Origin of the sequence: Arthrobacter silvisoli, from assembly GCF_003369445.1 — a bacterium.
GTDB lineage: Bacteria > Actinomycetota > Actinomycetes > Actinomycetales > Micrococcaceae > Arthrobacter > Arthrobacter silvisoli.
In genome coordinates this window covers 156,751-175,508 of sequence record NZ_QRCU01000032.1, presented here as the reverse complement: position 1 = coordinate 175,508, position 18,758 = coordinate 156,751, and the positions used below count along the sequence as shown (strand labels likewise).

The following is an 18,758-nucleotide window of genomic DNA, read 5'->3' as shown; positions in this document are numbered from 1 at the left end:
CCTCACCCGACAACGGATCCAACGGATGCGAAACCCCAACAACGGCCTGGACATCACTATCAATACTCATGCTTAACTCCTTGCTCAGGATGTGGGTGCCCATGGCCGGGGAACCGAGGGGGCTCCGGAAACCGGATGGAGAGGAAGCCGGTGTGCCTACCGCAGCGTCGAATGCCTGCTGCAGCGGGGAAGACATGGTGGTTGCTGAGCTACGCACGTCCGGCTTGGATCTCGTGCCGGCCCGGTTCGGCGGTGTTGCCATTGGGGGGCCAAGGGGCACAAAGGGTGTGGATTCTCAGAACTGTTCGTCTTTGTCAGAACTGTTCATTGTTGGTGCATGTAAGGCTGCTCTGAAGGCCGCCTCCAAACCCCTGTTGGAGTCCGGGTGCGACCGTCTGCAATCCCGGCATCCCTGAATTCGCAGGGCCCGGCCGAGCTCTGCTCCGAGCCCCGCCGTGCGTGATGCCGGTCACGTACATTCCGTCCGTGAAGAAAAAGCTACGTGACGGAATTCAAGGAGGCGAGCCCTTTTTGAATATTTACATGAGAAATTCGGGAGCATAATTTCCCACCCCCGTTAACATGTTGGAAACATTCGGAAACGCGTCATCTGGTATCCCTTAAGGGTCCCGAAATGCTAATGTTCTGGACCACGGCCCGATGACTTGTGTCCCCTTCATGAGCAAGGCGAGGCCACTCATCGGAGAGAAGGTTCGGTCGTAGTGTCTGCCCGCGGTGATCGCTTCATCACTCCCCGCTCCCCCGTGGAGGGCCTGAGCCGCCGGAAGCTTTCCTTCCTGCCGGTCTTCGCACAGGCAGTGGCCGCCATGGCACCCGCGGGTGCCATGACCGTCATCCCGGCTCTTGTCTTTCCGACCCTTGTCTTCGGGTCCACCGGACCGAACCTCGTGGTGACCTTCGGCGCTGCGATGGCGGTCGTTGTCCTGGTTTCCCTGTGCCTAAGGCCGATGGCCAAACGCATGGCTGCGGTCAGCGGACTCTACAGCTACACCGCCAAGGGGCTGGGACAACGGACTGCAATCACCGTCGGCTGGTCGGCCATCTTCGGTTACGCCCTCGTGGCCATGGCCAGCCTGCTCGTTGTGGCCACGTACGCAGCCCAGCTGTTCGCCAACCTCGGGGTCCCCGTCGCGGAACCACGGCTCTTCATGGTGCTGGTGGTCCTGGCTGCGGCCGCCGCCGCTTGTTTCCTCATGGTCAGGGGGATCCAGGTTTCCGCCTGGTTCACGTTGCTGATCGAATCCAGTTCCATCGCCGTCCTCGCGGTGCTCATGATCGTCTACTTCGCCGTCAACGCACCCAAGGTGAGTTTCGCGAGCGTGTTTGCCTGGAACGGGAACTCCGATTCGGTATGGATCGGGATCGTGGTGGCCGTGAGCGCCTTTGTGGGCTTCGAAAGTCCCACCACGCTCGGCGGCGAGGCGTACAAGCCCTTCGTAAGCGTCCCCCGGGCCATCACCTGGACCCCCATCGTGGCGGGCGCCCTCTACCTCCTTGCCGCGACCGCCCAGGATGTTGCCCTCCACGAGGCGCCGCTGGCCGTCACAGCCAGCTCCACCCCGTTGTCCGACCTGTTTGCCCAGTCGTCCCCGGTGTTCGCCGCAATCCTTGACCTAGGAATCGCGGCGTCGTGGTTCGCCTGCGCGATCGCATCGGTTAACGCGCTCGTGCGGATCTTTTTCTGCATGGGCCGCGAGGGCGTAGCTCCGCGGAGCGTCGGCCGGACCCATCCGGTCTTTCGAACACCTTCAACGGCAATCATGGTCGTCATGCCGGTGGTGGCCGTCGTCCCCCTTGCCGTGATCATCTCCGGCGCCAGTCCCGCGGAGGGCCTCGTGAACCTCTTCATGTTGGGCTCCTACGGGTACATCGGGGCCTACATCCTTGCCAGCGCGTCGCTCCCCTTCTTCCTGCGCCGGATCGGCGAGGCCACCGTCGCCAGTTGGGTGCTGGGAGCGGTCACCGCGCTGGCCCTGACGGCTGTGCTCTGGCAGGCCGCCACAGTCTCAGTCCAAGCAGGCGGCACGCAGGCCTTCATCTACGGCGGCCTCCTGCTCGCAAGTGCGGTTTTTGCCCTGTTCCTGCATTTCCGGCGGCCCGAGCGCCTGGCGTCCGTGGGCATCTACGACGAAACCCGCGAATCCGACCTGTTCCTCGGCAAGCCGGTGCCATGACCTATCGGCCTATCAACCCGCGGCCCAGCACAGTGTCAAACCCCCTCAGGATCCTGGAGGTTGTGGCACGGCTCGGCACGGGGACCACAGCGAAGGAAATCACCGATGCCCTCCAGATGCCCCCGGCCACGGCCTACCGCATGCTGAACGCGCTCGTCGGGGATGAATATCTTGTCCGCACGTCCGACCTCCGCGGATTCGCGCTCGGACACGCGATTTCGGGCCTGATTTCGGCTGCGACCTTGCCGGTGGTGCCTACCGCGGCGCGTACTGTCATCGAGGAGTTCCGGCGCGAGAACCGCTTCCCGGTGCACCTCGTGATGTTCCGGAACGCCTCCTTGAGGATCGCGGACGAAGATCCGTACTATCCGCTCCGGTCCGCCTACGAAATGCTGCGGTACCCGCACGCCTCCGCCGCGGGGAAGCTGATGCTCGCTGAGCTCGGCGAATCGGACTCACCGCTGCCGAAGGGTCGCCTGGCCAGGCTGACGCCGCATACGATCACGGACAGGGCTGAGCTGGAGGAGCAACTGGCGGACATCCGCTTCAACGGCGAGGCCTCGGAGATCAACGAACTGGAGGAAGGTTCCTCCAGCCTGGCCCTTCCAGTGCGGCTGCCCAACGGTTCGGTCGGCGCAGCCCTCTGCCTTTCCGGCCCCTCGGAACGGTTCCCCGCCATCTACGAGCATGCGGACGCAGCCCGTGAGCTGACTACCTTGCTGGCGCCTTTCCTGTTCTGACGCGGCAAATGCACGCCGGCGGAACCCCGCCGGCGTGCATTTCCACATGTATGAATCCCTAGACGGCGACCAGTTCCAGGCGCGTCTTCTTCCGCCGGGGCTTCTCCCCGCCGATCTTCTTCACACGGATCCGCTGGGGCACCGCGGCAAGGGCACTGACCGTTTCACCGAAAACCTCGTCCGGGTCCAGGCGGCGCAGTTCCTCCACCAGGCAGTCCTGCAGGGTGCGGCGCTGCAGCGAGAGCCGCTGCGCGGGCTGTCCGGGTTGGGTCAGTTCGGCGACGGCGTCCCCCGGCCTGGCCAGCCGGATGTCGCCGGAGGGGCGGGACAGCCGGACGCCCCGGATCCCGGTGCCTGCGGGCCGGGCAACGATGGTGGCGGGAACCCCGAGCGCCCGCTGCAGCCAGGAGGCCAGCAGGATGGTGCTCGGCGAGTCGGTGGCGCCTTCGACCTCGACGGCGGTGACCGGCGAGGGGTCCGGCTGGTCCAGGGCAGCGGCCAGCTGGATCCGCCATTTGGTCAGGCGCGTCCAGGCCAGGTCCGTGTCCCCGGCCCGGTAGCTCCGGCCAATCCTGTCCAGGGCCTGCCGCGGGTCCGCCTCATTGGCCGAGTCCGTGATGCGGCGGTGGGCGATGCGTCCAAGCGGGGTCTGGGAGGCGTTGTCCGGGGTGTCGTGCGGCCACCACGCGACGATCGGCGCGTCGGGCAGCAGGAGCGCCGTGACGAGGGACTCGCTTTCCCGGGCCAGCGCACCGTATCCGCGCAGCACGATCACCTCGGAGGCGCCGACGTCGCCGCCCACCCGGATCTGTGCGTCCAGGCGGGTGGCTTCCTCCGGAGAGCCGGCGGCCAGCACGATGATCCGGCAGGGGTGTTCGCGGCTGGCCATGGCGGCGGCCTCGATGATTTCCTCTTCCAGTCCGGAGCGGGTGATGACCACCAGGGTCAGCACCCGGCCCAGCGCCGTCACGCCGCCCTGTTCGCGCAGGGACAGGATCTTCTTGGAGATCTTGGAAGTCGTTGTGGTGCGGAGATCTATAATCATGGCCTTCTCCAGCTTCGTCCGTCGCGTTCCAGCAGTTCATCGGCGGAAGCGGGACCCCAGCTTCCGGGGGCATAGGGTTCGGGCTGCCCGGGCAGGGAGGCCCAGTGGCGCTCGAACGGATCAAGGATCTGCCAGGAGAGCTCCACTTCCTGGTGTCGCGGGAACAGCGGCGGTTCGCCGAGGAGCACGTCCAGGATGAGCCGTTCGTAGGCCTCCGGGCTGGACTCGGTGAACGCATGGCCGTAGCCGAAGTCCATGGTCACGTCGCGGACTTCCATCTGCGTGCCCGGGACCTTTGAGCTGAAGCGGATCGTGGCGCCTTCGTCCGGTTGGACCCGGATCACGACGGCGTTCTGGCCGAAGTCGCCGCCGGCGTGATCGGTGAACAGCAGGTTCGGTGCCTTCTTGAAGACGACGGCGATTTCGGTCACCCGGCGGCCGAGCCGTTTGCCGGCCCGCAGGTAGAAGGGGACGCCGGCCCAGCGCCTGGTGTTGATGTCCAGCCGGATGGCCGCGTAGGTTTCGGTCTTGGAATCGGCGGGAATGCCGTCTTCCTCAAGGTAGCCCTGGACCAGTTCCCCGCCCTGCGAGCCGCCGGTGAACTGGCCGCGGGCCGAATGGGCGGACAGGTCCTCGGGCAGCTTGACGGCGGCCAGGACCTTCTCCTTCTCGGCGCGCAGGTCGTCCGCGTTGAAGGAGATCGGCTCCTCCATCGCGGTCAAGGCGAGCAGCTGGAGCAAATGGTTCTGGATGACGTCGCGGGCCGCCCCGACGCCGTCGTAATATCCTGCCCGGCCGCCGGTACCGATGTCCTCGGCCATGGTGATCTGCACATGGTCCACATGGTTGGCGTTCCAGATCGGTTCGAACAGCTGGTTGACGAAGCGCAGCGCCAGGATGTTCTGGACCGTTTCCTTGCCGAGGTAGTGGTCGATGCGGAACACGGAATCGGGCGGGAAGACCGATTCCACAATGCCGTTGAGCTGCCGGGCGGATTCGAGGTCATGGCCGAAGGGCTTTTCGATGACCACACGGCGCCACTGGCCGTCCGCAGCCTGGGCCAGGCCGTGGCTGGACAGCTGCCGGCAGACAAGTTCGAAGCTCTTCGGCGGGATGGAGAGGTAGAACGCGTGGTTGCCGCGGGTGCCGCGTTCCTCATCGAGTGCCGCCAGTGTGCCGGCCAGCCGCGCAAAGGCGGCACCGTCGTCGAAGTCGCCCTGGACGAAGCGTATGCCCCCGGCAAGCTGCTCCCACACCGCTTCATCGAACGGCGTCCGGGAGTATGCCTGGACGGCTTCCTTCACTTCGGCCGCGAAATCCTCGTCCGCCCGGTCCTGCCGGGCGAAGCCGACCAGGGCGAAGCTTGGTGGCAGGAATCCCCGGTTTGCGAGGTCGTACACGGCGGGCAGGAGTTTCTTCCGGGCCAAGTCTCCGGTGACGCCGAAGAGCACCAGCGACGACGGTCCGGCCACGCGGGCGAGCCTGCGGTCGCGTGAATCGCGGAGGGGGTTGCGCCCGGGTCTCACGCTCGGTTCAAGGTAAGTAACAGACATTGTTGCCTTCTATCTGACAAGCAATGCGGCCGCCGGACCGACGGTCACGAGAGGATCTGCTCGCGGGTCTCTCCGAAGGGGACCGTGCTGCTGAGGGCGAGCGTGTACCGGCCGGGGTCGTGGCGGGTGACGAGGATGCCGGCAAAGCGGCCAGGCGTCGCAGCCTGCCGGAGCACGGCTTCTGCGTGGTCGAGCAACTCGTTGAGTCGACCAGGCTCCGTAACGCGGACTTCCAGACATTCAGTGGCTTGGCTATGCATGAACAGCTTCCTTCCTGGGGATTCGGGCCCCCGTCCCGCACCGTTGGTTCATGGGTGGTGGATCACATACAGCGTGACGGGATCGTCACGGACGAACAGGCGACGGCTTCCGGTGCCGTTCTCGATCACCCAGATCAACCGGCCGTCGTCGGCCCGGTCATCTACAAAGGCGGTGTACAGGTACGAATCGACGGACCAGACTTCGACGCATTCCCCGCGCCGGAGGGAAGCCCACTTTCGCGCGGGCGGCTGGCCGGGAGTCTTGCGGCTCCTCTTGGACGGTCCCAGCGTTTGTTGGTTCACGACCCGTTCCTTCCGGTGGCGTCCCGCAGCCGGCGGCTGCGGGACGCCCTGTCAATCGGAGTGCTACACGATAGCGGCGCGGAGTTCCTTCGCAGCCAGCGCGGGGTCGGCTGCACCGTAGATGCCACCGCCGACGACGGCGACATCGGCACCTGCGCGCTGCACCGAAGCGATGGTGGTCAGATTGACGCCACCTGCCACGGAGAACGGAACGCGGGCTTCCTCGCCGGCGGCAAGCAGGCCGTTCAGGTCGAAGCCCGGCTTGGCCTGCTCGTCCAGGCCGGCGTGCATCTCAACGAACTTGGCGCCCAGGGCACGGACTTCCTTGGCACGGCTTGCCTTGTCGGCAACGCTGATGAGGTCAACGACGACACCCTTGTTGTGGGCCTTGGCAGCCTTGACCGCACCGGCGATGGTGGAGTCGTCGGCCGTGCCCAGGACGGTCACGAGGTCGGCGCCGGCCTTGAAGGCGATGTCGGCTTCGAGTTCGCCGGCGTCCATGGTCTTCAGGTCGGCGAAGACGATCTTGTCCGGGTGGGCTTCCTTGATGGCGGTGATGGCCGAGAGCCCTTCGCTCTTGATCAGCGGGGTGCCCAGTTCGATGATGTCAACGTACTCGGCGACCTTGCCGGCCAGTTCGAGGGCGGCTTCAGTGGAGAGCAGGTCGATGGCGACTTGGAGCTTCATGGTGTTTCTCTTTCTGTAGGGAACTGCGCTTGGTGTGGAAAGTCAGGGCCCGGTTGTCCGGGTGGCTTGGCGAGGGCTTACTCGAAGGCTTACTCGAGGTTGGCGTGACGCAGCCACAGCTCCTCTGCCGGCTGGGAGTCGTTGTCCCAGAGGGACTGGAACAGTGCCTCGGTGACGACGAAGAGGACCTGTTCGAAGAGGGATCCGGCGTACTGGTTGGAAACGGTGGAACCGTGGTCGGTCTTCTGGGCGGCGGGGATGATCACCAGCGCGTCGGCGAGGCCGGCGAGCGGCGAATCCGGGTTGGTGGTGAAGGCGGCGATGTGGGCTCCGGCCTTGGCGGCCGTTTCCGCCGACTTGACGACACCCGAGGTGGTTCCCGATCCGGAGGCCACCAGGAGCAGGTCGCCGGAGTTGATCGCGGGAGTGGTGGTGTCGCCGGCCACGTGGACGGTGAGGCCGAGGTGCATCAGGCGCATTGCCGCCATCCGCAGCACCAGGCCGCTGCGGCCGGCACCGGCGACGAAGATCCGGCTGGTGTTGCCGACGTAGCCGGCCAGGCGTGCCACCTGCTTTTCGTCGATCTTGGCCGCGGTGTCCGTGATCTCGTCGTTGACGAGCGAAAGGTTGCGGACAATGTCACTGGTGGTGCTGTAAACGGTACGCGTCGCGTTTGCAGTCTGGCTCACGATTTGTCCCTTCGGTTCGGTCATCGGCCTGGAGCGGCCGTACGGATGCTTTCCGGTTGACATCCATATTCCCGAGACAAACGGGTAGGGTGAACACTGTTTTCTGACGGTTCTAACTACCCTTTCGGACTGCGCGGACACTTCAGCCCCTCAGTAGACTGTCCGGATGAGCGCAGCTGCGGAGCAATCCCTGAAGGAATCAACCACGCCTTTTCCCCGCCTGCCATGGCCGCTCCTGCAGGCCGTGGCAGCGGTGGCCGACGCCCCGCTGACGCAGATTGCGGAGCGGCTGCGTGAAGCCACGCTCCCCTACCTCAGAAGCAGCGCACTGGTCATCTTCACCGAGGACTGCACGGGCCGGCCGCAGAAGAAAGCCGGCGACGAGGAAATCATTTCCCGGGTCTCCATCGCCGAGCTTGATGCTCTTCGGGCCGCCATTTCGGATGAGGCGCCGTGGTTCGGGGAGACGGAACTCGCCGGCCGGTCCCGGCCGGCGCTTGCCCTGAAGCATGCCTCAAGCGGCGCCCTGTTGGTCCTCACGGATCCCCGTCCCGCCCATCCGGACGGTCCCGCCGGTCCCGATGGCGACGCCGGGCTGGAGCTGGTGGGCTATCTGTGGCGGATTGCCGCCCGGCGGATCCGGGAAAAGGTGGCCGACGCGCCGCCGTCGTACTTGCTGGAATCGCGGGCGGCCTCGGCCGAGCGGCTCCGCGTGACGGCGGAACTGACCGACCTGCACTCCACGACCCTCGAAACCCTGTTGGCCGCGCTCCGGTCATCCTCGATGGACCATGCGACGGCCCGGGCAACCGTCACCGACCTGGCTGCCAAGGCCCTCGTCGCACTCCGCACGCTCAGCGACCGCACCACCGACCTGGTGGAAGAACCGGTGGCGACAGCCTTCGAACGGCTGCGCGAGGACCTGCGGCCGCTCACCCGATTCAGCGGAACCGAGGTGGAGTTCATCGAGCCGCCGCTCAACGGGCGGGCCCTTCCCGGCGAAGTCGCCCACGCCGCACGCGCCGTGGTCCGCGGCTTGGTGCTGACCATGATGGAACAGCCGGACGTCAGCAGGATCCGGACGCAGTGGGACTGCGACGGCGAAAATCTCCTGATCAACGTACGCGACGACGGCGGTGGCGCCCTCGCGCCCGACGCCCCGAGCATCCGCCGCCTGGACCGCCGCGTCCAGGCGCTCACCGGACGCCTGCAGGTGGAGGTCATGCCCGGTTGGGGGGCCGACGTCGTCGTCACGCTCCCGCTGGACCCGCCCGCGCGGCCGGCCGGCGACGTCGCCGGCTGGAACCTTGCCGCCCGCGAGCTTGAGGTGCTCCAGCACCTGGCCGCCGGGCAGCGAAACCGCACCATCGCACTGGCGCTGGGCATCAGCGAGAACACGGTCAAGTTCCACATGCGGAACCTGTTCAAGAAGCTCGACGTCGGTTCCCGCACCGAAGCGATCGCCCTGGCCCACAGCCACGGCTTCCGCTGACGCTAACCCGGTTAGTCCTGGATCGTCGTGCCGCGCAGGTGCAGGGTCCAGGGTGCCGGAACGCGGACGCCCTCGCCGGTGGTGCCTGATTCGAGGCGCTCCACGAGCATGTTCACCACGCGGTCGAAGATGGGCTCCGGTCCCACGGTGGTAAGCGCCGGGTCCGATTCCTGGCCTTCCGTGGAGTTGCCCACGCCCACGATCTGCACGTCCTCGGGCACCCGGAGGCCCAGGCGAAAGGCGGCGCGGATGGCCTGGAGCGCCTCCATGTCATCATTGGCGAAGATGGCCGTGGGGCGGTCCGGCAACTGGAGCAGGTCCAGGGCGGCCTGGTAGGCGAGGTCTTTGCGGTGGTGCGAGGTGCGCACGAGTCCGGGATCCACCGGCAGTCCCGCGCGCTCGAGGCCGGCCACGTAGCCGCTGTACCGGGAGGGGATGGCCCGGGCGCTTTCGTCCGCGCGCCGGATGCACGCGATGCGGCGGTGCCTGCGGGTGAGGAAGTCCATGCCGGCCACGATTCCATCCGCGGGCTCGGGGGCCAGGACATCGAAGCCGGCAGGCTGCATCACCTCGGAAATGACCACCTGCGGAACACCGCGGCGGGCCAGTTCCAGCATGGTTTCGTCCTCGGTCACCGATTCCGGGATGAAGCCGAGGATCACGCCGTCGGCCCCGCCGGACAGCATGAATTCCCGCCAGGCATCACCCAGCAGCACCACGGGCTGGTAGCCGTGCTGCGGAAGGACCCGCGCGGCAGCGGCAGCCAGGGCGCGGTCCCACGGCCATTCGAGGTTGCCGATCGCCACGGCCACGAGTTCGGTCTTGCCGCGCCGCATGCCGCGGGCGGCCCGGTTGGCCACGTAGCCCAGTTCGCGCACGGCTTCCTGGACGCGCTGCTTGGTGGGTTCGCTGATCCGGGTGGTGCCGCCGAGGCGCCCGGAAAGCACGTAGGAGACCGTGGTGAGCGAAACGCCGGCACGCTCGGCCACGTCGCGGATGGTCGGCTTTGAACCTTGCCTCACGTCTGTGTCCTGTCTCTGCTGCGGTTTTCGTACTCTATCGGGATTTGGCGGGAGGCTTGGACGGGTTTTAGTGACGGGTGGGGCGATGGCGGCGGACGCGAACGGAGCAGCCCGTACCTTCGTGGAACAATCACCGCATGGATTCACCCGAACCCAAGGTCGTGGACCTGCCCTCATTGCTCTTTGGACTGCTCGTCGATTCGCTCGTCGTGTGGGCTGGGGCGGTCCTGGCGTTCGTCTTCCTGCCTGCGCACCACATCCCCGTCGCCCTTGGCCTGCTCTTTGCGGCGCTGCTCGCCAACTGGGCCCTGGCCAGCCGCGGGAGCACACTCGGTGCTCGCCTCGCCGGCTTCGCGCTGCGGACACGGAACGGGCGCGCACCAGGGGCGAAGTACGGCCTGGTCCTCACCCTGCTGGCGCTGCTTTCGGTGCCTTCAATCGTGTTCCTCATCGCCGTCAACTACCCCGGGGGCGGCGACGCTTCGGGCCCGCTGGGAGACCCCGCGAGCTACCCGTTGCTGGGGCTGCGCACCGGACGCCGACGGCTCCTTGAAGCGGCCGACGCCTACTGGGAACGCTGGTCCTGGTGACTGGTCCGGCTGACCCGCCACGCCTGTCCAAAACCCCCGGCCGAACGCATACTGAGCTATGACTGCCAACGACGGCTTCCTGGCATGGGTGAAGTCCACGCTGTACCAGGCGGAACTAGCCCTCCACAACGGTGACTCGGCTCCGCGCCGGGCCATCTGGTCGCGTAATGAACCGGTGAGCATCCTGGGTGCGTGGCGCAACGCCTATGGACAAAAACAGGTGGACGAGACCTTCGAGTTCCTGGAAAGGTCCTTCTCGAACTGCACGTCCTACGCCTTCGAGCTGCAGGCTCATGACGTCTCGGGCGACATGGCCTACACGGTTGGCCTGGAGCACACCTCAGCCTCCGTCGACGGCGAGCCGCGAAGCTACACCCTGCGGGTCACCCAGGTCTACCGGCGCGAGGACGGCCAATGGAAGGTGGCCCATCGGCATGCCGATACGGTGATCGAATAAGCCTGCGGGTCCGGCGCCTGTCCTGGCCTGTCGCGTCGGTTCCTTCAGCGGCGTTCGATCGTGCTTCCGGTGTAGTCGGCCAGCGAGCGGAGAAGCGCCGCCTGGAAATGCTGGTCGTGCACGGCCGGATGCGGTTCCCGCGTCGCCTGGTGGTGCCAGTAGCCGCCGGTCCTGAGGGCTTCGGGGCTGTCACTTACCGCGAGCCAGGCCTGCGTGAGGTGGCCCAGCCGGAGATCGCCCGGGGCACCGGGTCCGCCCATCCGGGTGGGCACCCAGCCGGGATCGACCGCGTGTGACAACACCCCCGGCCACAGTCTTGCCACGGCCGCGGCGAGGGCGGTCACGTAGAGCTTGCTGTCGGAGTAAGTGCGGGATTCCCGCGCGCCGCTCCAGTCCACGCCGTCGAGATCCGGGGAGCCGCCGCGGTGCAGGCCGCTGCTGAGGTAGATCAGCCGGGCCGGCCGTTCCATTTCCGCGGTGAGCACGAACGGAGCCACGACATTGACCGGCAGCACCGAACGGCCGCGGAAAACGCCCGCGTTGTGGATGACGGCGTCGAAACGGCCCAGCGCATTCGCCTGATCGGCCAGGCTGCGCACCTCATCGAGCCTGGCGAGATCGCCCACCACCGCCCGGGCGCCACGGTCAAGGAGCTCGCGGACGGCCGCCAGCCGCTCCGGTGCCCGGACGTGCACGACGACGGTATGGCCGCCGTCGAGCAGTTCCACAGCTGCCGCGCGGCCCAGGCCGTCGGCGGATCCCGTAACGAAAATGCGGGACATCTTTCTCCTTGCTGTTTCGATGGCCTTCCCTTAGCCCTGCCCGTCACGTCGCTGGAACGCCCTCACCGCGGCACCTACCGTGGGGAAGAAATGTTCGGGAGAGAAGCGGGCCCCCACGCCGTACCGCAGCAATCGGTCCTTGACCGGACCTTTGAGCTCGGCAAACACCAGGTCCACGCCGTGCCGGTCAAGCCATTCATCAAGCTCCACCAACTCATCGAGTGCGGTCGTGTCGATGCCCGTCACGGGTTCGGCCGCGAGCACCACACGCTCTGTGGCCTCCCCCGCCTGGTCCAGTAATTCGCGCACAAAGGAGCCCAGCAAGGCTCCGTTACCGAAGAACAAGGGCGCGTCGAAGCGAAGGATCAGCAGTCCTGGAATACGTTCGCCTTCCGGATGCCGGTTCACGTCGTGGTAGCCCGGCACTCCCGGTACGTTCACCAGTTCGGCGCGGTAGGGGTCCCAGGCCCGGCGGATGAAATCCAGGATTGCCAAGCCGATGGCAATGGCTATGCCCGGGAGGACGCCCAGTATGGTGACGCCCAGGAATGCCGCGAGCATCACCAATGACTCGCTGCGGCTCATGACGATGAGCCGGCGCACACCAGCCGGGTCCGCAATCCCGGCTGCTGCCGCGATGACAATTGCGGCAAGGGTTGTGGCCGGCAGGTACCCGGTGACGCCAGGCACCACGAGCATGAAGACGAGTACCAGCGCGGCCCCCACAGCCCCGGTGAGCTGGGATTTCGCCCCGGACTGGACCGCCACTGGGGTGCGGGACGTGCTCGCCGATACCGGGAAGCCCCCCAGGAGACCGCTTGCAGCGTTCGCCGCACCCAAGGCGGCCATTTCGTGGTTTCCGGAGACCCGGTTGCCCTCGGCAGCCGCCAGCGATTGGGACAAGGTGCCGGTATCAACGAACACGATGAGGGCGATCGCCGCGGCGGCGGGCAACAGGGCCACGACGTCACTCCAGCCAAGTCCGCCAAGAGCCGGCGCGGGCAGCCCCTGTGGCAGGGCACCGGTGACCTTCAGACTCTCTTTCAGCCCGAGCACGGCAACGGCGGTGCAGGAAACGACCACTGCGATAAGCGCACCCGGAAGCTTCCAATTCAGCCAGCGGGGAACCCAGATGATCAACAAAGAAAGCCCGCCGAGCAGCAGCGCCGCCGGATTGGCCTCTCCGGCAAGCACTTTCGGTACCGCGGCGAGGAGTTTTTCCCATGGCGTGCCGTCTTCGACGGAGATCCCCAGCAGGGTGGGCAGCTGGGATACGGCCACCAGCAAGGCGATTCCGTTGAGATAGCCGAGCCTGATGGGCTTGGACAGCAATCCAGTGATGATCCCCAGTTTCAGCACCGAGCCGAGCAGCAAAATACCGCCAATCAGGATGGCAAGCAGACCAGCCAAGGCCACGGATTTCTGTTCGTTGTGTGCAGCGAGGGGAACCAGTGCTGCAGCGATCATCGGTGCCAGGGCCGAATCCGGGCCCAGCACCAGCACCCGCGATGGGCCGAGCGCCGCGTAGACAATCAGTGGCACGACTGTTGCGTACAGGCCGGTCACCGGTGGAAGCCCGGCTGCCTGGGCATACGCCATGCCCGCGGGGACCAGGATCGCGAAGAGCGCGGCTCCGGCCGCCACGTCGTGGCGCAGCCACTCAAGCTTGTAGCCACGCAGGGCGGGCGGGACCGCCCAGGCCGGGGTCATGCCGGATCGGCGCATGTTCCGATCATGGCCGATCCTGCCCCTGCACGCCACGGATTGGTACGGACTGCGCCCTGCCGCCGTTAAGACCGGGCATTTGATACATCGTTGAATGAATACAGCGGACGATGTACTTTTTGTCCATGGAAACCCTTACGCACGCCCCGGTGCTCGCGCGCTTCGGCTATGCCGTCTCGGATCCCACCAGGGCCCGGATCCTGCTGGCACTCGCGGAAGAACCGGCGTATCCCTCGGAACTCGCCGAATCCCTCGGGGTGTCCCGGCAGAGCATGTCCAACCACCTCAGTTGCCTGCGGGGCTGCGGGCTGGTGGTGGCCGTTCCGGACGGCCGGCGGACGACGTACGAGCTGGCCGACGCTCGCCTGGGCCATGCGTTGCAGGACCTGATCGGCGTGGTGCTGGCCGTGGATCCGGACTGCTGCGCCCCGGACGGGAAGTGCCTGGCATGACGGCGGCCGTCGTTTCGCCCGCCGCCGGGAGGCGGGCCGTGCTGCGGCGGAGGATCCGCTTCTTCGCCGCGGCGACCATCAGTTACAACGTCATCGAGGCCGCGGCCGCACTATGGGCCGGCGGCATCGCGGACTCCTCGGCGCTGATCGGCTTCGGCCTGGACTCCGTGATCGAAGTAGCCTCCGCCGTCGCGCTGTCCTGGCAGTTTTCCGCCGCGGATCCGGAACGGCGCGAACGGGTAGCCCTGCGCATCATCGCGATCTCGTTCTTCGCGTTGGCCGCCTTCGTCGCCGTAGATGCGCTCCGCTCACTCATGGGCGGCGGCGAGGCGCAGCACTCCCCCGCGGGAATCGTCATTGCGTCCGTGAGCCTGCTGATCATGCCGGTGCTGTCCTGGCTGCAGCGCCGCGCCGGGCGGGAACTCGGCTCCCGCACGGCAGTGGCCGACTCCAAGCAGACCCTCCTCTGCACCTATCTCTCGGCCGTGCTGCTGGCGGGGCTGGTGTTGAACAGCACCCTGGGATGGTCGTGGGCGGACGCCGGTGCCGCGCTGGTGATCGCGGCGATCGCCGTGCGGGAAGGCATCGATGCGTGGAAGGGCGACGCCTGCTGTGCCGTTCCGCACCCTGACGCCGCGCCGCAGGACGCGACTGACCGGGGCGCAACTGACCAGGACGCGACGGCGGCGGACGACCGGCAGGCGGGCGACGCCTGCTGCGCGGAGTGCGGAGCCGGCGACGCCGAAGCCCGGGAGGCCGTGCCGCTGAATCCCGTCCACCTGGACCCCGTCCGCCTGAACCTTATGCGGCGGCCCGATCAGGGCTGACGTTCAGAGCCCGCCCGAGCGGCCATGGGCCAGTCCGGTGGGAATGCCGATCAGTACCGGCTCCGGTGCGGCGCAGCAGGTGCTGCGATTGTCCGGGGTGCCGGCGGCGGGGACGTCGCAGCTGCTGCCGGCGTCGGTGGAGCAAACCCCGGTTTCCGGGAGTTCCAGCTGCACGGCGTCGGCGGCTTCCCGATCTCCGGCGAGGGCTGCGGCGACGGAGCGGACCTGTTCGTATCCGGTGGCCAGCAGGAAGGTGGGGGCCCGCCCGTAGGATTTCATGCCGACGATGTAGAAGTCCTTCTCCGGGTGGGACAGGAGCTTCGCGCCGTGCGGCGGGACGGTGCCGCAGGAGTGGAATTCGGGATCGATCAGCGGGCCGAGCTCAAGCGGGGCTTCGACGGCGGGGTCGAGGTTCAGCCGCAGTTCACGCAGGATGTCCAGCTCTGGCCGGAACCCGGTGCAAGGGACGATGATGTCGGCGTCCAGGGTGCGTCCGTCGGCGGCTTCGACGCTGACGTGGGTGTCGAGGGTCTTCAGGGCCGCGATGCCGAAGCCGGTGTGCAGTTCGATGGTGCCGGCCTCGACCAGGCGGCGGAGCCGGGAGCCGAGCTGGCCGCGGGCGGGCAGGCCGTCCGCGTCGCCGCCGCCGTAGGCCTTGTCCGCGGAGGCGCCCCGGACAGCCCAGAGGATGGCGGTGTCGGGCTCGGCTTTGGCGAGGTCAGCGAGGTTGATCAGGGTGTTCGCGGCCGAGTGCCCTGCTCCGACCACGAGGACGCGGCGGCCGGCGAAGGATGCACGGTCCCGTCCGGCGACGTCGGGCAGGGGCGAAGAGATCCGGTCCCGGGCGGTGTTCTCGCCGATGGCGGGCAGTCCGGAGGTGCCGAGCGGGTTGCGGGTGGCCCAGGTGCCGGAGGCGTCGATCACGGCGGCCACGGTGTGGTCCCGGATTTCGCCGGCTCCGTGGTCCACACGCACCAGGAACGGGGTGGTGTCCCGGTCGCGGACGTGGGTCTTGTCCGCTCCCTGCCGGGTGACGGCGACGACGCGTGCCCCGGTCTGCAGCCTTGAGGAGATCTCCGGGGTCGAAGCCAAGGGGGCGAGGTAGTGGTCGATGAGATCCCCGCCGTAGGGCAGCGCCGTGGGGCGGGGCGATTCCCAACCGGTGCGCTCGAGCAGGCGGACGGCGGCGGCGTCGAGGTTGAACCGCCAGGGTGAGAACAAGCGGATATGGCGCCATTGCCCGATCGCGGCGCCCGCCGTCGGACCGGCTTCGAAGATCACCGGCTCCAGCCCGCGTTCGAGCAGGTGCGCCGCGGCGGCAAGTCCGACGGGGCCGGCGCCGATCACGGCGACGGGCAGGTTCTTCGCTGTTTCCATGCTGTCCTCTTGCTTCTCCGTTGGTGTGCGGTTGGGATGGGGTGCCTGCCGGTCCTTGTGGGTCCGGCAGGCCGGGGGTGCTGCTAGCAGCAGTCCTGTCCGTCGTCGCAGCAGTTATCGTCGCAGCAGCCGGTGTCGGTGCAGCATCCGGTGTCGGTGCAGCATCCGGGGTCCATCCAGGTCACCCCCTTCCGATGACGTGGCCTATGGGGTTGCCGGGGTGAGGGATTCGATGAGCGCCTCGACCCGGGTCTTGATCTCGTCGCGGATGGGGCGCACGGATTCCAGGCCCTGGCCGGCGGGGTCTTCGAGGACCCAGTCCTCGTAGCGCTTGCCGGGGAAGTACGGGCACTCGTCACCGCAGCCCATGGTGATGACGACGTCGGAATCCTGCACGGCCTCGGTGGTGAGGACCTTTGGGATTTCGGCGGACATGTCGATTCCGACTTCGGCCATGGCTTCCACGGCGGCCGGGTTGACCTTGTCCGCAGGCTGGGATCCGGCGGAGCGTACCTCGATGGCGCCTTTCCCCAAGGTGGTGAGGAACGCTGCGGCCATCTGGGAACGGCCGGCGTTGTGGACACAGACGAAGAGGACGGAGGGCTTGCTGCTCATGAGAGCACCTTTCGGTCAGCCGCCGCGGAGGTGGCGGGGGTCGGGTAGAGAAGGCGGACCAGGAAGAATCCCACGGCGCCGCCAAGCAGTTGGGCCAGGATGAATACCGGAGCCGACGACGGCGCGATGCCGGCAAAGCTGTCAGTGACCGTTCTGGCGATGGTCACCGCAGGATTGGCGAAACTTGTGGAACTGGTGAACCAGTAGGCTGCGGCGATGTAACCGCCGACGGCGAACGCCACCCGGTCCGCCCGTCCGGTACGGAGGGTACCGAAAACGACCAGCAGCAGGCCGACGGTGGCGACCACCTCGCCCAGCCACAGGCCGGCGCCCGTGCGCTCGTGGGTGGAAAACTCCGTGGCCGGGAGGCCGAACATCAGGTTTGCCACCACGGTCCCGGCAAGGCCGCCGGCGAACTGGGCGACGATCAGGCCCGCAGCGGTCCGCGTGTCCACCACGCCCAGGGCCCGCTCCACGAGCGTGACCACCGGGTTGAAGGACGCGGAAACCGGCTGCAACGCAACGATCAACGCCACCAGGGCGGCACCGGTGGCGAGGCTGTTCTGCAGGAGCTGCAAGCCGACGTCGTCCGGCGACAGCCGCGAGGCCATCACGCCTGATCCGACAACAGCCATCACCAGGAATGCCGTTCCCGTGAATTCGGCGGCGGCACGGCGGGCCAGTACGCTCACGCGGCCTGCCCTCCGATCAGGGAGGCGAGGTTCTGCAGCACCTCGGCGCGGGCCCGGTAATAGACCCAGACGCCGCGCTTTTCGCGGTCAAGCAGGCCCACTTCGTGCAGGACCTTGAGGTGGTGGCTGATGGTGGGCTGCGAGAGCTCGAAGGCGTCGTTGAGGTCGCACACGCAGGCCTCGCCGCCCTCGTGGGATGCCACGAGGGACATCAGCCGGAGCCGCACCGGATCGCCGAGGGCCTTCAGGACCACAGAGGCCTGCTCGGCTGCCTCTTCGGACAGCGGCTCCCGGGAGAGCGGGGAACAACACGCGACCGCCTGCACCGGGGTCAGTTCAAGAGACATAGACACATGTAAATATCTACACTCATCTATGTCTTGGCGCAAGGTTTGCCGGGAATCCAGCACTGCACTGTTTCCCGGTACCGCCCGAAGTCTTCGCCGAACCGTTCAGTGAGGTCGGCCTCCTCTACTCAGTGGGCACCCGCCCCATGAAGACAAGGCAGAGCGCGGCCAGCGAAAATCCCGCATTGATTGCAATGCGAAATAGGCCCGCCCCCACGGAAGCACAATGCATCACCGACCCACGCCAATTCGGCCGTTCAGTGGCCGGAAACAAATGTTGGCCCCAGCGTAGCGAATTCATCAAAACCGACCGCAAGAAACTGCGGCGCAAAAGGACCCGGACTGCTACATTCTTCGCAGTGGGGGCGCATCAGGGTACTCCCCTATCCAAAGGAGCCCCGCATGAGCGCCCCATACCCACAGCAAGCCGTCCTTGCCCCGGCATCCGAAGATCCGGATTCCAAACGCTCCCGTAGGGGACGGACCAGCATCGGCATCGGGCTTCTCGTCATGGGCGCAATAGCAACGGCTGCCACCGCCTGGCTCTATTCACAATTCATCCCCGTCATGGAGCTCATGGCCGAGGACGAAAGAAGCAAGGAAGTTCTGGACGCGGCCTTAGGCATCCTGCAACTTCTCGCTATTTTCGCGACAGGAATCTGGAACATCGCGACACGGCGTTCCTGGGCGAAAGCTCCGCTCATCGTGGCTGCAGTTTTGTCCGGCATATGCCTCGTCCTTGCCGTCATCAACGCCATTGACATTGCGATTACCCTGCGAAGGTTCCCGGTTTTCTGGTTGGCCTTGATGTACCTCGCCTTGATGCTGCAGTCGCTCAGGCTTCTGCGGCTCAAGCCGGCACCGCGGGTGCCCGGCACACTGCGGCCACAGCCCTGGTGAGCGGGCCC

21 protein-coding genes are annotated in these 18,758 nt (G+C 66.9%); 8 read left to right on the top strand and 13 right to left on the bottom strand.

All coding sequences use genetic code 11. The features are described 5' to 3' along the window. Nucleotides 1–722 precede the first annotated feature (722 nt). Together DWV11_RS08510 and DWV11_RS08505 are read left to right on the top strand one after the other, a co-directional pair. On the top strand, nucleotides 723–2,195 hold the full coding sequence (locus DWV11_RS08510) for an APC family permease (protein WP_245953505.1): 1,473 nt from the start codon (nucleotides 723–725) through the stop codon (nucleotides 2,193–2,195). Further along, the gene (locus DWV11_RS08505) at nucleotides 2,192–2,935 is read left to right on the top strand and encodes an IclR family transcriptional regulator (RefSeq protein ID WP_115788443.1); all 744 of its coding nucleotides are present in this window, start codon (nucleotides 2,192–2,194) and stop codon (nucleotides 2,933–2,935) included. Before DWV11_RS08510 ends, DWV11_RS08505 begins: the two co-directional genes overlap by 4 nt. Nucleotides 2,936–2,993: 58 nt before the next feature. On the opposite strand, the gene DWV11_RS08500 is transcribed toward DWV11_RS08505, so the two are convergent. The 6 genes from DWV11_RS08500 to hxlB form a co-directional block, all read right to left on the bottom strand. After that, the gene (locus tag DWV11_RS08500) at nucleotides 2,994–3,980 is read right to left on the bottom strand and encodes a glucose-6-phosphate dehydrogenase assembly protein OpcA (protein WP_115788442.1); all 987 of its coding nucleotides are present in this window, start codon (nucleotides 3,978–3,980) and stop codon (nucleotides 2,994–2,996) included. Further along, nucleotides 3,977–5,533, bottom strand: coding sequence for a glucose-6-phosphate dehydrogenase (gene zwf / locus DWV11_RS08495; protein ID WP_115788441.1), 1,557 nt, complete (start codon nucleotides 5,531–5,533; stop codon nucleotides 3,977–3,979). Before zwf ends, DWV11_RS08500 begins: the two co-directional genes overlap by 4 nt. A gap of 44 nt (nucleotides 5,534–5,577) precedes the next feature. Further along, nucleotides 5,578–5,793 carry a hypothetical protein gene (locus DWV11_RS08490; RefSeq protein ID WP_115788440.1) on the bottom strand — a complete coding sequence of 72 codons (216 nt, stop codon included), beginning with the start codon at nucleotides 5,791–5,793 and terminating at the stop codon, nucleotides 5,578–5,580. A gap of 48 nt (nucleotides 5,794–5,841) precedes the next feature. Then, nucleotides 5,842–6,096: a hypothetical protein gene (locus DWV11_RS08485; RefSeq protein ID WP_115788439.1), complete on the bottom strand. Its 255-nt coding sequence runs from the start codon at nucleotides 6,094–6,096 to the stop codon at nucleotides 5,842–5,844. A gap of 63 nt (nucleotides 6,097–6,159) precedes the next feature. Beyond that, entirely contained in the window at nucleotides 6,160–6,783 is a 624-nt protein-coding gene (gene hxlA / locus DWV11_RS08480) for a 3-hexulose-6-phosphate synthase (RefSeq protein ID WP_115788438.1), read from the bottom strand. A gap of 89 nt (nucleotides 6,784–6,872) precedes the next feature. Beyond that, nucleotides 6,873–7,496, bottom strand: a complete 624-nt coding sequence (gene hxlB / locus DWV11_RS08475; protein WP_115788437.1) for a 6-phospho-3-hexuloisomerase — start codon at nucleotides 7,494–7,496, stop codon at nucleotides 6,873–6,875. A 142-nt stretch (nucleotides 7,497–7,638) separates the two neighbouring features. Between hxlB and DWV11_RS08470 the strand changes: the two genes are divergently transcribed. Next, nucleotides 7,639–8,964, top strand: coding sequence for a helix-turn-helix transcriptional regulator (locus DWV11_RS08470; protein WP_115788436.1), 1,326 nt, complete (start codon nucleotides 7,639–7,641; stop codon nucleotides 8,962–8,964). A gap of 11 nt (nucleotides 8,965–8,975) precedes the next feature. On the opposite strand, the gene DWV11_RS08465 is transcribed toward DWV11_RS08470, so the two are convergent. Further along, nucleotides 8,976–9,986 carry a LacI family DNA-binding transcriptional regulator gene (locus DWV11_RS08465; RefSeq protein ID WP_115788435.1) on the bottom strand — a complete coding sequence of 337 codons (1,011 nt, stop codon included), beginning with the start codon at nucleotides 9,984–9,986 and terminating at the stop codon, nucleotides 8,976–8,978. 137 nt (nucleotides 9,987–10,123) lie between these two features. On the opposite strand from DWV11_RS08465, the gene DWV11_RS08460 reads away from it, so the two are divergent. Together DWV11_RS08460 and DWV11_RS08455 are read left to right on the top strand one after the other, a co-directional pair. Further along, nucleotides 10,124–10,576, top strand: coding sequence for a hypothetical protein (locus DWV11_RS08460; RefSeq protein WP_115788434.1), 453 nt, complete (start codon nucleotides 10,124–10,126; stop codon nucleotides 10,574–10,576). Nucleotides 10,577–10,634: 58 nt separating this feature from the next. After that, entirely contained in the window at nucleotides 10,635–11,033 is a 399-nt protein-coding gene (locus DWV11_RS08455) for a YybH family protein (RefSeq protein ID WP_115788433.1), read from the top strand. 44 nt (nucleotides 11,034–11,077) lie between these two features. On the opposite strand, the gene DWV11_RS08450 is transcribed toward DWV11_RS08455, so the two are convergent. Together DWV11_RS08450 and DWV11_RS08445 are read right to left on the bottom strand one after the other, a co-directional pair. Next, nucleotides 11,078–11,815, bottom strand: a complete 738-nt coding sequence (locus DWV11_RS08450) for an SDR family NAD(P)-dependent oxidoreductase (RefSeq protein WP_115788432.1) — start codon at nucleotides 11,813–11,815, stop codon at nucleotides 11,078–11,080. Between the two features lie 30 nt (nucleotides 11,816–11,845). Beyond that, a complete protein-coding gene (locus DWV11_RS08445; RefSeq protein WP_115788431.1) occupies nucleotides 11,846–13,540 on the bottom strand; it encodes a SulP family inorganic anion transporter in 1,695 nt (564 codons plus the stop codon). Nucleotides 13,541–13,665: 125 nt separating this feature from the next. Between DWV11_RS08445 and DWV11_RS08440 the strand changes: the two genes are divergently transcribed. Further along, complete coding sequence (locus DWV11_RS08440) at nucleotides 13,666–13,992, top strand: ArsR/SmtB family transcription factor (RefSeq protein WP_115788458.1); 327 nt, start codon at nucleotides 13,666–13,668, stop codon at nucleotides 13,990–13,992. Beyond that, nucleotides 13,989–14,819: a cation efflux transmembrane domain-containing protein gene (locus DWV11_RS08435; protein WP_115788430.1), complete on the top strand. Its 831-nt coding sequence runs from the start codon at nucleotides 13,989–13,991 to the stop codon at nucleotides 14,817–14,819. The genes DWV11_RS08440 and DWV11_RS08435 overlap by 4 nt, the downstream gene beginning before the upstream one ends. Before the next feature lie 3 nt (nucleotides 14,820–14,822). Here the strand turns inward: DWV11_RS08435 and DWV11_RS08430 are convergent, their stop codons facing one another. The 4 genes from DWV11_RS08430 to DWV11_RS08415 form a co-directional block, all read right to left on the bottom strand. Further along, nucleotides 14,823–16,196, bottom strand: coding sequence for an FAD-dependent oxidoreductase (locus DWV11_RS08430; protein WP_115788429.1), 1,374 nt, complete (start codon nucleotides 16,194–16,196; stop codon nucleotides 14,823–14,825). Nucleotides 16,197–16,400: 204 nt separating this feature from the next. Then, entirely contained in the window at nucleotides 16,401–16,811 is a 411-nt protein-coding gene (locus DWV11_RS08425) for an arsenate reductase ArsC (protein ID WP_115788428.1), read from the bottom strand. Further along, on the bottom strand, nucleotides 16,808–17,503 hold the full coding sequence (locus DWV11_RS08420; RefSeq protein WP_115788427.1) for an aquaporin: 696 nt from the start codon (nucleotides 17,501–17,503) through the stop codon (nucleotides 16,808–16,810). Before DWV11_RS08420 ends, DWV11_RS08425 begins: the two co-directional genes overlap by 4 nt. Next, nucleotides 17,500–17,850, bottom strand: coding sequence for an ArsR/SmtB family transcription factor (locus tag DWV11_RS08415; RefSeq protein WP_115788426.1), 351 nt, complete (start codon nucleotides 17,848–17,850; stop codon nucleotides 17,500–17,502). The genes DWV11_RS08420 and DWV11_RS08415 overlap by 4 nt, the downstream gene beginning before the upstream one ends. A 402-nt stretch (nucleotides 17,851–18,252) precedes the next feature. On the opposite strand from DWV11_RS08415, the gene DWV11_RS08410 reads away from it, so the two are divergent. Further along, nucleotides 18,253–18,750: a hypothetical protein gene (locus DWV11_RS08410; protein WP_115788425.1), complete on the top strand. Its 498-nt coding sequence runs from the start codon at nucleotides 18,253–18,255 to the stop codon at nucleotides 18,748–18,750. The last annotated feature ends 8 nt before the right edge of the window (nucleotides 18,751–18,758 follow it).